This is a genomic window from Serratia sp. TSA_130.1 (genome assembly GCF_052691795.1).
The window spans coordinates 1-12732 of sequence record NZ_JBQZFS010000010.1; the positions used below are offsets into that span (position 1 = coordinate 1).

Annotated in this window: 9 protein-coding genes; 1 reads left to right on the forward strand and 8 read right to left on the reverse strand. The window is 60.7% G+C overall.

What is annotated here, in order from left to right:
* From ACUTQY_RS23465 to ACUTQY_RS23475, 3 genes are all read right to left on the reverse strand, one after another.
* The coding region (locus ACUTQY_RS23465) for an amino acid adenylation domain-containing protein (RefSeq protein WP_445653001.1) at positions 1–4711 on the reverse strand (4711 nt) is incomplete at its 3' end.
* 610 nt (positions 4712–5321) lie between these two features.
* Positions 5322–6011 carry an LrgB family protein gene (locus ACUTQY_RS23470; RefSeq protein ID WP_004936833.1) on the reverse strand — a complete coding sequence of 230 codons (690 nt, stop codon included), beginning with the start codon at positions 6009–6011 and terminating at the stop codon, positions 5322–5324.
* Entirely contained in the window at positions 6004–6426 is a 423-nt protein-coding gene (locus tag ACUTQY_RS23475; protein WP_033644436.1) for a CidA/LrgA family protein, read from the reverse strand. Before ACUTQY_RS23475 ends, ACUTQY_RS23470 begins: the two co-directional genes overlap by 8 nt.
* Before the next feature lie 143 nt (positions 6427–6569).
* On the opposite strand from ACUTQY_RS23475, the gene ACUTQY_RS23480 reads away from it, so the two are divergent.
* Entirely contained in the window at positions 6570–7457 is an 888-nt protein-coding gene (locus ACUTQY_RS23480; RefSeq protein WP_033644435.1) for a LysR family transcriptional regulator, read from the forward strand.
* Positions 7458–7533: 76 nt separating this feature from the next.
* Here the strand turns inward: ACUTQY_RS23480 and ACUTQY_RS23485 are convergent, their stop codons facing one another.
* From ACUTQY_RS23485 to ACUTQY_RS23505, 5 genes are all read right to left on the reverse strand, one after another.
* Positions 7534–9183 (reverse strand): Na+/H+ antiporter, encoded by a 1650-nt coding sequence (locus tag ACUTQY_RS23485; protein ID WP_004936822.1) that lies wholly within the window; start codon positions 9181–9183, stop codon positions 7534–7536.
* Between the two features lie 197 nt (positions 9184–9380).
* A complete protein-coding gene (locus tag ACUTQY_RS23490; RefSeq protein ID WP_033644434.1) occupies positions 9381–10742 on the reverse strand; it encodes an NCS2 family permease in 1362 nt (453 codons plus the stop codon).
* A gap of 333 nt (positions 10743–11075) precedes the next feature.
* On the reverse strand, positions 11076–11483 hold the full coding sequence (locus ACUTQY_RS23495) for a VOC family protein (protein ID WP_015379207.1): 408 nt from the start codon (positions 11481–11483) through the stop codon (positions 11076–11078).
* A gap of 47 nt (positions 11484–11530) precedes the next feature.
* Positions 11531–12199, reverse strand: a complete 669-nt coding sequence (locus ACUTQY_RS23500) for a glutathione S-transferase family protein (RefSeq protein ID WP_033644433.1) — start codon at positions 12197–12199, stop codon at positions 11531–11533.
* A complete protein-coding gene (locus ACUTQY_RS23505) occupies positions 12196–12639 on the reverse strand; it encodes a lipocalin-like domain-containing protein (RefSeq protein WP_046687891.1) in 444 nt (147 codons plus the stop codon). Before ACUTQY_RS23505 ends, ACUTQY_RS23500 begins: the two co-directional genes overlap by 4 nt.
* Between the last annotated feature and the right edge of the window lie 93 nt (positions 12640–12732).

The window sequence follows — 12732 nt, forward strand, 5'->3', positions numbered from 1 at the left end:
AGACGATGTGATGGCAGGTGAGCAGGAACAGATGCTCCTCATCCGCCAGGCGGAGCAGCGCGGCGCGCACCAGCGGCCCCTGCGTCAAATCGAACGATTGAGTGGCCGCCTGACGACACAGCGTTTCAGCCTGCGCGGGGTGACGTCGCAGATCGTGGAACGCAAGCGGTAACCCGTTTGCCGGCAAAATCTGTACCTGTGGCCGATCTTCCCGGGTGATGAACCGGCTGCGCAGCGATTCGTGGCGCGCATAGAGCGCGTCCAGCCCCTGTTGCAACGCCTGCCGGTCCAACCGACCGCGCAGCCGCAACGCCAGCGGGATATGGTAGGTTTCGCTCATCCCCTCCAACTGGGTCAGGAACCACAGACGCTGCTGAGCAAACGACAGCGGCAATTCCCCATCGCGCGCCACCGGCAGCATCGGGATCGATTCCTGCGTCGGCGCAACCTGCAGCGCCTGGGCCAACACGTGCAACACCGGACTGGCGAACAGCGCCTGCAACGGCAGCTGCCATCCGGCCTGTTGCACGCGGTTCGCCAGGCGCACCGCCATCAGCGAATGCCCGCCCAGTTCGAAGAAGTGGTCGTAACGGCCAATCCGTTCTACGCCCAACAGCTCATGCCAGATAGCCGCCAACAGATTTTCTGCCTCGCCCTGCGGCGGCGCATAGGCCTCGCGCGCACAGGCGTCGACCTGCGGCACCGGCAGGGCGCGCTTGTCCAATTTGCCGTTGCCGGTCAGCGGCAACGCCTCCAGCCAAACGTAAGCCGCCGGCACCATATAGTCCGGCAACCGCGCCTGCAGATGCCGGCGCAATTCGGTCGCCAGCGTAGCGCGTTCCGTCTCCGGCGCCGGAACCACCCACGCCACCAGTCGCTTATTCCCGTCGCCATCGTCGATAGCGTCCACGGCTACGCTGCGCACGCGCGGATCGGCGCTCAGCTGCGCTTCCACCTCACCGCACTCGATGCGGAAGCCGCGGATTTTCACCTGCTGGTCGTTGCGACCCAGGTATTCGATATCCCCCCCCGGCAGATAGCGCGCCAGATCGCCGGTGCGATACATGCGCGCACCCGGCGCCCGGTTGAAAGGGTCTTCGAGAAAACGTTCCGCCGTCAATTCGGGCCGGTTCAGGTACCCTCGCGCCACCCCTTCACCGCCGACGTACAGTTCGCCGATCGCCCCCATCGGCACCGGTTCGCCATCGGCGCCCAGCAGATACAGCCGCAAATCCGGAATACGGCAGCCGATCGGGCTAGCGACGATCGCCGTATCCTGCGCCGACAGCGGCCGGTACGTCACGTGCACCGTGGTTTCGGTGATGCCGTACATGTTGACCAATCGCGTCTGCCGGTTCTCTGGACGAGCAAACCACGGCGCGAGATCGGAAGGCTTCAGCATTTCACCACCGAACACGATCTCGCGCAGCTGATGGCGCGCTTCGCTGTGTGCCTGAGCCTGGATAAAGGCTTTGAAGGCGCTCGGCGTCTGATTCAGTACCGTGATGCCGCTGCGGCAGACGAAATGATAAAAGTCCGGCGCCGAACGGGCGATCTCCTGCGGTACGATGAACAGCTGGCCGCCATACAACCAGGCGCCCCAGATCTCCCAAACCGAAAAGTCGAAGGCGAATGAGTGGAACAGGCACCACTTGTCGGCGGCGCTGAAGTTAAACCAGGCGTTGGTGGCGCTGAACAAGCGCGCGACCTGGCGATGCTCCACCATGACCCCTTTCGGTTTGCCGGTCGAACCGGAGGTGTAAATCACATACGCCAGGTGTGATGGCCGCACCTCGACGTCCTGCAGATCGTCGCTTTTCCCCGTCAACGGCTGTTCCAGCGCCAATACCGGCACCTCGCAGCCGCCCAGCGCTTGCCTGCCAAGTTCATCCGCCAACAGCAGCACCGGCGCGGAGTCCGCCAGGATGTACTGTAGCCGCTCTCCGCTATAGGCGGGATCCAACGGCACATAGGCGCCGCCGGCTTTGAGGATCCCCAGCAACCCGGCCAGCATCGGCAGACCGCGTCCGGCGCACAGCGCCACCAGACTGTCCGGTTGTACGCCAAGCTCTACCAGCCGATGGGCCCATCGGTTCGCCCAGGTATTCAATTCAGCGTAAGTCAGGCTGTCGTCGCCGTATGTCATCGCCGTCGCATCTGGCGTGCGTTTGACCTGCGCTTCGAACAGCCGATGCAGACACGCCGCCGGCGAGTGCGAAGCAACGGTGTGATTGAGGCTCTGCAGCAACTGCGTGCGTTCTTCTTCGGAAACCAGATTGAGTTCGCCGATGGTGCGACGATGAGAGCCCGCTCTCACCGCGTCGTTGAGCAGCATCAGCAGATGTTGCGTCGCACGCAACATCTGTTCGTCAGCCACTGAGGCGGCGTCGTATACCCAACGGAAGGCGCCGTCAGCCTTGCAGATTTGCAATACCGCGCGCGAGCCGGAAGCCATGATGGCAGCCACGCCCTCGTCTTCAGGCTGCAACCCTGTCTCTGAACGCCGGCTGACGATCGATACCGCCGTCGGCCAAGCTTGGGGCGCCCGCAGATCCGCATCGCCCGTCAGCAACGCGGGATGATAATCAGCATGAGCGCGCAACCGGCCGTATTCTTGTTCCAGCGCGGCCAATGCCTGCTGGAAATTGTAGGAGTGATCAACTGAGACCTGCAGCGGCAGCACGCGCGCGCTCAGGTGAGCCCAACGTCCCCAATCCCGATCGTTCGACGTAATCCAACCCAGCTGAAAATCGGTTTCATTACACATGCGCGCCAGATAGAGGGTTGCTGCCGCCAGCACCTGCTCGCCGGCAATCTTTTCCAGGCGCTGCCAGGCCGTGGCCTGCCAGCGTGCGGGAAGGGCCGCCCGGCGGTCAGGCCCTGGCGGGAACGGCGCCGGATAAAAGCGTGTCAGACGCGGTTGCCAGAAAGCGGCGCTGTCGGCGCTGGCGCCATACGCCGCGCCTAACAGCGAAGCTTCGGCATCGCTAAGCGTCGGCAAGACCGAGCCGACAGACAGGCCGCAGGCCTGCGCCAGCGCATCACCCGGCTGAATCGAGCCGTCGGCGCGCAAGAACGGCCCGACGCGCACCACGCCGGGATGCGCGGCGATCTCCCAGCCGTCGGTCTCAATGCGCAGCAGGGTGCCGGGTTCGGCCTGGCGTTCATCGCTCACCGCCAGCAGCGTCGTCACGCCCAGCACGCGCTCCGCCAACAGTATCTTCGCCGCGCATCCCGCGCCATGGCTCAGCGAGCTCACCAGGCGCTGCAGCGCCTGAGCCGGGCGATCCCAACGGATGATGCCGCCGGCAGGCGGTTGCCGCCGGTTGGCGTAAAAGCTGCCGCCGGCCCCGGCATCAGCCAACGTCGCCACTTGCCGATCCAACGCTTCGATCGTTCCCGTCGTTGAAGCGTTCAGCGCGCGTAAAATGAACTGGAAACGACGCTGCAAAACATCCAGATCGTCTAATGAATTTGCATAGGCGGCGTCAGAAAAAGTGACGTCCAGTTCATTCGCCTGCTGGTCTTCATACAGCATAATCTGTAGATCGCCGGACGGAATATTGCCACCGTAATACCAACGGGTGCGGCATCCCCAGAAAGGATCGCCGTGGTCGAAAGAAACGATGTTAATTGAAGGGCCAAACCAGGCGGAATCCGTCGCGCCATTATCACGCCGAATATCCTCCCCGCGATATAATTGATGGCGAACCACTTTCGCTATTTCAGCCGCCACTTTCTGGATAAATTCAGCCAGACTTAGTTGAGGTTCAACCTTAATAATCAAAGGGACAACGTTAGAGGTCATACCAATACTGTTTCGTTCCCTTGTCCCGGTCACCGGCATGCTGAAATTAAGATATTCGCTGCCGGTTAAGCTGTAGAAACATAATGCTACGGCAGCGGCCAATATATGCGCACGGTGTACGCCGATATTGTCGGCCTGCCGCTGCAGCCGATCCAGGACGTCTTTTTCCAGCAGCTGCGTGTTGTGGTGCATCGCAGCGTCCGGCGTCAATACGGCCCTGCGTGACAAGCTCTGCGGCGCGGCGGCGGTGTATTCCCGCCAAAACGCCTGATCGGAAGAAAAGCGCGAAGAGTCGCGGTACTTGATGTCGTTTTCATACAGCAGAGAGAAATTGCAGTTGGCGAATTCAGGGATGACGCCGCCGGACGCCAGCGCGTTATAGTAAGCCGCGATGCGCCGCATCACTTCCTCAGCGCTGCGGCCGTCGGTGATCATATGGTGGAAACGGCGATAGAGGATGTAGCGCTGCGGTGCGAGCGTAATGACATAAAAACTAAAAGGTTCTTCTCCCGTAGCGCGGCGCGGCAGCGCCGAATCCGCCACCATCCAACGTCTGGCCGCCTGCAGAGGATCGGGTTCCTTGCTGAGATCGAGCGTGAACAGCGGCTCATGTGTACGTGGCGCGCGGTATTGATAAAGCTCACCGTCTTTTTCCACAAAATGCGCTTGCAGAGCCGGCGTTTCTTCGACGATGGCGTCGATGGCTTGCCGCAGCAGTTTAACGTTGAGCGGCCCGTCGACCTGTCCGTAGCCCCAGATATTGAACGACAAATCTTTGGAGATGTTTTCCCCCAGCCAGAGTTCACGCTGGGCGGTTGTTATTTCATGCAGCTCAACTTTCTCCGTTGCGGCCTGAGACCCTGCACGGAATTCCCCACTCTTCACATCAGTTTGTTTGTTCATAATATTCTCTAGCACGTTTTCATTACGTTAATGAAATAGACCGTCAGGATTTAGGCAAAGACAGGCCGCCCGACAGTTCAAGTCAGAATAAAAAAACCGTAGAAAAGCTGGGTCTCCCCCAACTAAGAAAGGATAAAATGGCTAATCCAGAGGTCCCCCCTGTGCCTCAATTTGCTGAGCTGTGAAGTATAGGAGAGGATATTTTTTTTGGCGAAACGTGCGAAAGGGAATAAATGACCATTTTATTTCCCCGATATTACTCAGGGATGACGAGGGTATTGAACTTGTATTAACCTGAGATGATTAGAGAATAATTAATATTTTTTTGTATTATTCATCTAGATTAATATGCAGCAATTCTTACGATAAGAGCCTCTCCATATCAATAAGTTATACTTTATTGTTTGAAAAACAATAATTAATAATTTAATTAATTCATTGTCATCGAAATTTATGCCCGGTTTTATCGGCAGCGGCTCTATCGCTTTTTGTTATAACAATGGGAAAAATTATGCTGAAAAAATTTTGCGTTTTTTCGTGCGCAAATCAACGGCACCGTTCCCAACCGCAGACAATGTCAATGGGGCGGCAGAGCCCGCCCCAAGAGGTCTTACCACATCAGCCGGCCGATCAATGGCGCGGCCACCACCGTGATGATGCCGGCCAGCATCATCACCAAACTCGACACCACGCCCTCCTGCGGACCCAGCTCATAGGCGCGGGCAGTGCCGGCGCCGTGCGACGAGGCGCCAAATCCGGCGCCCTTCGCCAGACGGCTGCGCACCGCCAGCCGCAAAAACAAAATATCCCCCACCGCCATGCCGAACACCCCGGTGATCACCACGAACAGCGCCACCAGATCCGGCTGCCCGCCCATCTGTTTGGCGGCCTCCAGCGCGAACGGCGTGGTGATCGACCGCACCGCCAGGCTGCGCTGCACCTCTTCCGGCAGCGTCAACAGGCGCGCCAGCCACACCGAGCTGTACACCGCCACCAGCACCGCGGTCGTTACCCCGGCGGTCAGCGACAGCCAGTGGCGACGGATGATATGCAGATTCTCGTACACCGGCACCGCGAAGGCGATGGTCGCCGGCCCCAGCAGCCACAGCAGCCAGTGGGTTTCACCGATGTAGTCCTGATAGGAGATATGGGTGACCACCAGCAGCAACACCAGAATCATCGGCGTCAGCACCAGCGGCATCAGCAGCAACGTGCGGCGGCGGCGATAGAGTTTCTTGTTGGCGAAATACAGCGCCAGCGTCGCCAGAAAACAGGCCAGGCTAAGGATAAAATCATTCATGGCGCTGCTTCCGCCGCTGCAGCCAAATCTCCAGCCGATACACCCTGTCCACCACCAGCCCGGTGGCGCCCAGCGTCAGCATGGTGCTGACTGCGATCACCAGAAAGATCTTCCAGCCCTCGACCATCAGCAGCTGGGCATAGTTGACCACCGCCACCACCGCCGGCACGAAAAACAGCAGCATTTCCGCCAGCAGCCAGCGGGAGCCGGCCTTGACCCAGTTGAGCGGCAGAATGCGCAGCAGGATCAGCGCCAGCAGCATCAGCATGCCGACGATATTGGCGGGGAGCGGCAGGTGGAATTGTTGCACCAGGCGATCGGCGATCAGGAACAGCGCCGCATACAACGCCACCTGAATCGGCACCTGCAAACGGGTCAGCAGGGAGGGGGCAACGCGGCGTAACGCCAGAGACATGAAAGATGACCTCAAACAATAAATAATTGACGGCCTACAGTATACGCAGCCGGGAAACCACGCCTGAAATGAATTAAAATTATCGACATCATGCCGTCCGGGAATAGTTTCCCGCCGGTAGCGTCCCCAAGGAGAACCCTAACGTGGATGTCCGCACCCTGCGCTACTTCGTTGAAGTGGTGCGCCAGCAAAGCTTCACCCGCGCGGCGGAAAAACTGTTCGTCACCCAGCCCACCATCAGCAAAATGCTGCGGCATCTGGAGGAGGAGCTGGAATGCACGCTGCTGATCCGCGAAGGCCGCAAGCTGCGCCTGACCGACAGCGGCCAGGCGGTGTATCAGCGCGGCCTGACGATCCTCGACGAATTCCGCCAGTTGGAGGCGGAGCTGGAAGACATCAGCTCGGTGAAAAAGGGCGTGTTGCGGCTGGGCATTCCGCCGATGGTCGGCAGGCAGATCGCCGATCTGATCCGCCGCTTTCGTCAGACCTACCCCGGCATCGAATTGAAGATTTCCGAGCTGGGCGGGCTGTCGGTCGAACAGGCGGTGATGTCCGGCGAACTGGATCTGGCGATGACGGTGTTGCCCTTCGACTCGGAGCAGCCGCTGACCTTTCTGCCGCTGCTGGGCCACCCGATGTGCGTGGTGGCGCCGCGCACGCCGCAGTGGCTCAACCGCACCAGCATCAATATCGCCGAATTGGCCGACAGCCCGATCCTGATTTATAACGAAGACTTTGCGCTGTACAAGATGCTGATGAAGGCGTTTCGCCTGGCCGGTTTTGAACCGCAAATCGCGGTGCGCAGCGGCCAATGGGACTTCCTCGCCTCGATGGTGCAGGCCGGCGTGGGCATCGCCATGCTGCCGGAGCCGGTTTGCCGCTGGCTGGATAAGGAAAACCTGGTCTGGCTGCCGCTGGAACCGCGCATGGAATGGAAAATCGGCCTGATCTGGCGCCAGGGCAGCTATTTGTCGCACAGCGCACAGGCCTGGATCGCCTGCTGCCGCGACTACTGGCCGCCGCTCAAGTAGCCAAAAAACAAGGGCCGCACAGGCGGCCCTTCAGGATGGGGATAACGAGGAAAACCGTTTATTCCTCCCTCTGCGTTTACCCCTCGCGCTCGATCAACAGCGCTTCGAGCAAATCGAGATCGTGCAGCAGTTTTTGCAGCGTCTCGTTGCTGATTTTCTGCGTGGCGCGCAGGTGGTACAGCTCGCCGCGCTCGGCGCGCAGCGCCGTCAGGCGGAAACGCCGCTCGAGGTTTTCCATCGCCAGCGCATTCTCGATATCGTCTTTCGACGCGATACGCCGCCGCAGCATGCCCGTCACCCGCGAGCTGACCTCTTTCAACACCTGCGGATCGAGGTTCTCTTCGGTATCGGCGACCAGGCGCTCTTCCATTTTATTCACGCTCTCGATCGCCACCTCGGCCGCCATGGCGATCGCCATGCGCTCTTCCTGCTTGCTGGCGCTCTTGTCGGTCACCTGCACGCCGCGCAACAGCAGCGGCAACGCCAGCACGCCGACAATCAACGACAGCAGGATCACCCCGGCGGCGATAAACACCAGCTGATAGCGCGCCGGGAAGGCGGTGCCGTCGCTCAGCAACAGCGGTATCGACAGCACGCCGGCCAGGGTAATCGCCCCGCGCACCCCGGCGAACGACGCCACCCACAGCTCACGCGTGCTGTAATCGCCGAACTGCAGCGGACGCTTTTTCATAAAGCGGTTGCTGGCCTTCTTCATCACCCACAGCCAGGTGAAACGCAGCACCAGCAGCGCGGCGTAGATGGTGGCCACGTCGGCGAACAGATACCAGGTCTGGATGGTCGGATCCAGCTCCGCCTGCAGGATGGAGGTTTCAAGAATGCCCGGCAGCTGCAGGCCCAGCATGATGAACACCATGCCGTTGAACACGAATTCCAGCATCGCCCATACGCTGTTGGCGCGCAGGCGCATCGCCAGCGGTGCGTTGCGGATCACGCCGGATTGGCTGATGGTCATCCCCGCCGCCACCGCCGCCAGGATGCCGGAAACGCCGATATGTTCGGCGATCAGGTAGGACGCGAACGGCAGCAGCAGCAGGAACACGATCTGGGTCGCCGGATCGTCGCCGCTCCAGCGGCTCATCACCCGCAGCGATTTACTGTAAGTCCAGGTGACCGCCACGCCGGCCAACAGGCCGCCGATCGCCACTTTGAGGAATTCAAGGGTCGCGCCGCCCACGGTGAACACCATCGTGCCCATCGCCACCGCGATGGCGAACTTGAGCGACACCAGGCCAGACGCGTCATTCATCAGCGCCTCGCCCTCGAGCACGCCCATGATCGGCTTGGGAATCCGCCCTTTGCCGACGATGCCGGACAGCGCCACGGCATCGGTCGGCGACAGCACCGCCGCCAGCGCGAAGGCCGCCACCAGCGGAATGCCCGGCACCATGGCGTAGATCAGATAACCGACGCCGACCACGGTGATCAGCACCAGCACCAGCGCCAGGCCGAGAATTTCACGCCCGTGATGCAGGAACTCGCGCGTCGGCGTTTTCCAGCCGTCGGCGAACAGCAACGGCGGGATGAACAGCACCAGGAACAGTTCGGGATCAAAATCGACGTGCAGCCCGAAATGCGGCCAGGCCAACAGGGCCCCGATGGCGATTTGCATCAGCGGCAGCGGCACCTGGAACGGCAACATGCGCGTCACCACCCCGGACAGGGAGACCACCAGGATCAAAATGAGGATTGTAAAAAAGATTTCCATGCTTTCCTTAGACTCTACGATTCAGACGACATCGGCTCAGGGCCTGCGTTGGTCCCGATAGTAGATCACTTTTTTTACAGCCGTTAAAGCTTGTTGTGCCTTTCAAAACGCGGTGCAGAGCAGAAGAAGACTTATCTTAAGAAGGGAATTGCCGTCACAGGCTCCCCCGCCCGATGGGCGAGGGAGACCCAAGAGGCTTAAATCGCCCAGCCGCCGGCGTAGAACGCCACCAGCGCCACGGCGATCAGCACGGTACCGATGTTCAGCTTGCGCCATTCGCCGGAGAAGATGCGGCCGATGACCAGCGAGCTGAAGCCCAGCATGATGCCGGTGACGATGTTGCAGGTCAGCACGATGAACACGGCGCACAGCAGGCCGGCCATCGCGTCGACGAAGTCGTTGAAGTCCAGCTTGGTGACGTTGCTCAGCATCAACAGGCCGACGTACATCAGCGCCGGCGCGGTGGCGTAGACCGGCACCAGATAGGCCAGCGGCGACAGGAACAGGATCAGCAGGAACAGAACGCCGACCACGGTGGCGGTCAGGCCGGTCTTGCCGCCCGCGGCGGTGCCGGCGGCGGACTCGATGTAGACCGCGGCGGGCGCGGCGCCCACCAGCCCGGAGAAGATGCTGCTCAGGGAGTCCGAGGTCAGCGCCTTGCCGCCGTTGATGATCTGGCCGTCTTTATCCAGCAGGTTGGCCTGCCCGGCTACCGCGCGGATGGTGCCGGTGGCGTCGAACACCGCGGTCATCACCAGCGCCAGCACGCTCGGCAACACCACCGGCTGCAATGCGCCCATGATATCCAGGCTGAAGATCAACGATTTACCGTCAGCGTCCGCCAGGCTCGGCATGGCGAACAGCCCCTGATATTTCACCGCCGGGTCGAAGATCAGGCCGATGATGGAAATGGCGATGATCACCAGCAGAATGCCGCCGGGCACGCGCAGTTTCTCCAGGCCGAAGATCACCGCCAGGCCGACCAGCGTCATGACGACCGGGAAAGAGGTGAACGCGCCGAGCGCCACCGGCAAGCCATCCAGCGGGTTCTTCACCACCAGGCCGACGCCGTTGGCGGCGATCAGCAGCAGGAACAGCCCGATGCCGATGCCGGTGCCGTGCGCCACGCCCATCGGCAGGTTGCGCAGGATCCAGGCGCGGATGCCGGTGACCGAGATGACGGTGAACAGCACGCCCATCAGGAACACCGCGCCCAGCGCCACCGGAATGCTGATATGTTGGCCGAGCACCAGGCTGAAAGCGGTAAAGGCGGTCAACGAGATCGCACAGCCGATGGCCATCGGCAGGTTAGCCCACAATCCCATCAGCAGCGAGCCCAGACCGGCCACCAGACAGGTGGAAACGAACACCGCCGCCGGCGGGAAGCCCGCTTTGCCCAGCATGCTCGGCACCACGATCACCGAGTACACCATCGCCAGGAAGGTGGTCAGCCCCGCCACCACCTCCTGACGCACGCTGCTGCCGCGCGCGGAAATTTTAAAATAGCCATCAAGCCCGCCGGTTGGTTTTGCGGCGTGGTTCGCTTGAGAGTTCGACATAGGTTACTTCCCCTGTGTTTCATGAATCGGCCCGTCGCAGCAGGCCTGTAATCTCGCCCGCGCCTGATCGCCACGTAATCGTTTACGTCACGTTCCGCTTCCTTGCCCTTCCGTCGCACCGCCAACGGCGATGCGCACCAAGGCAAACGTTTAACTCGCAGCGCGCGGTACGGGTGATTTATGGTGGTTTATTCAAGGCAAACGATTATCCTGCCTTCCCTAGCGTCTAATCAACTAAAGATCGCGGCAATTTATGCAGAAAGCGGCGGGAAGGGCTTCTGCGCGAAAAGACGGGGCGATCCGGCGCCCCTGCCAGCCTGTTTCACGGCGATCTTATTGCGCCTGCACCGCTGCGGGATCCATATACATCAATTCCCAGATATGGCCGTCCAGGTCCTGAAATCCGTGGCCGTACATCACGCCATAGTCCCGCGGCGGATGATAGGTATTGCCGCCGCCGGCGATCGCCTTGCGCACCAGTTCGTCCACCGCCGCCCGGCTGGGTTGCGACAGGCACACCAACACTTCGGTGGCCTGTTTGGCGTCGCCGATCGGGTTCGGGGTAAACATCCTGAATTTGTCGTGGGTCAGCAGCATCACGTAAATCGTGTCGCTGACCACCATGCAGGCGGCGGTATCGTCGGTAAATTGCGGGTTGAAGCTGAAGCCGAGCTGGGTGAAAAACGCCATTGAGGCGGGCAGATCGCGTACGGGCAGATTTACGAAGATTTGCGTAGCCATGGGCTACCTCCGATGAAGAATGACCCCATCGAGTATAGCCCATCCGCTTAACTCAGCAGGTCGTAAGGGCCGCCCTGTTCCAGCGCCCGCTGGTAAGCGGGCCGGGCGTGGATGCGCTGCAGGAAGCCGCGCAGTTTCGGGCAATTGTCCAACGCGCCGCGCGCCGCCATCGCCTCGAGCGGGAAGCTCATCTGTATGTCCGCCGCGCTGAAATCGTTGCCGACGAACCAGCTGCCCTTGTTCAGGTGCTGTTCGAGATACTCGCAGTGCGGCGCGATCTGTTTGTCGAGGTATTCGCGCTGTACGCCCTTGCCGATCGCGCCCGCCACCGGCCGCAGCAGCCAGGGGATCGGCGGCTGGCCGAGACGGCTGAACACCAGCTTCATCACCAACAGCGGCATCAGCGATCCCTCAGCGTAGTGCAACCAGTAGCGGTATTGCTGGCGCGCGTGGAAGTCCGTCGGCATAAACATGCCCTGTGCGTCGTAGGCTTCCTGCAAGTATTCGATAATGGCGCCGGATTCCGCCAGCGTCAGATCGCCATCGACGATCACCGGCGATTTGCCCAGCGGGTGGATCTTTTTCAGCGCCGGCGGCGCCAGCAGAGTGTGCGGATCGCGCTCGTAGCGTTGCACCTGATAGGGCACGCCCAGCTCTTCCAAAAACCACAGAATGCGCTGCGACCGCGAGTGATTGAGATGATGAACAATGATCATGATGACGCTCCTGTCCGCTGCCACACCAGTTCGCCGATCTGCACGCCGTTGCCGAGCTGCAGCGGCACCGTGCGCAACGTCAGCCGATCGGCGTTAAAGGCGTAAAAGCGCACCTGACGGCTGCCTATCCAATTGGGGAACGAGCAGCCTTCAACCTGATGCACCACCCGTTGCTCGCTTTCTTCCACCTGATAACGGCCGAAATAGCAAATCATATTGATGAAGGCGGCATGGATCTCCCGCTCGGATCCCTGCGCCAAATCGTCGGCGACGAAACGCGGCCGCACGGCGCTGTATAGCTGCGCCGCCATCGTGCCGTTGGCCTCATAGTGGATGCGCCCCAACACCTGCTCGCCCAGCGGGTAATTCAGCTCGCCGTTCTGGTCTTTGAACGCCGACGACACCAACGCCCAGCTGCCGATAAACGCGTTTACCGTCATGACGCTTCTCCGGTTAAGGATCGTCTGTAAAGGGTAGTGGCAATTTTTGCCGCACGCCAACGGCTGAAAAACCGTCAATTTATTTGACAGAGA

Coding starts and splice junctions, on each gene's coding strand:
- ACUTQY_RS23470 (WP_004936833.1), bottom strand. CDS start 6,011: ATGAATGATTTTATCCTTAGCCTGGCCTGTTTTCTGGCGACGCTGGCG.
- ACUTQY_RS23505 (WP_046687891.1), bottom strand. CDS start 12,639: ATGACGGTAAACGCGTTTATCGGCAGCTGGGCGTTGGTGTCGTCGGCG.
- ACUTQY_RS23475 (WP_033644436.1), bottom strand. CDS start 6,426: ATGTCTCTGGCGTTACGCCGCGTTGCCCCCTCCCTGCTGACCCGTTTG.
- ACUTQY_RS23495 (WP_015379207.1), bottom strand. CDS start 11,483: ATGGCTACGCAAATCTTCGTAAATCTGCCCGTACGCGATCTGCCCGCC.
- ACUTQY_RS23490 (WP_033644434.1), bottom strand. CDS start 10,742: ATGTCGAACTCTCAAGCGAACCACGCCGCAAAACCAACCGGCGGGCTT.
- ACUTQY_RS23500 (WP_033644433.1), bottom strand. CDS start 12,199: ATGATCATTGTTCATCATCTCAATCACTCGCGGTCGCAGCGCATTCTG.
- ACUTQY_RS23485 (WP_004936822.1), bottom strand. CDS start 9,183: ATGGAAATCTTTTTTACAATCCTCATTTTGATCCTGGTGGTCTCCCTG.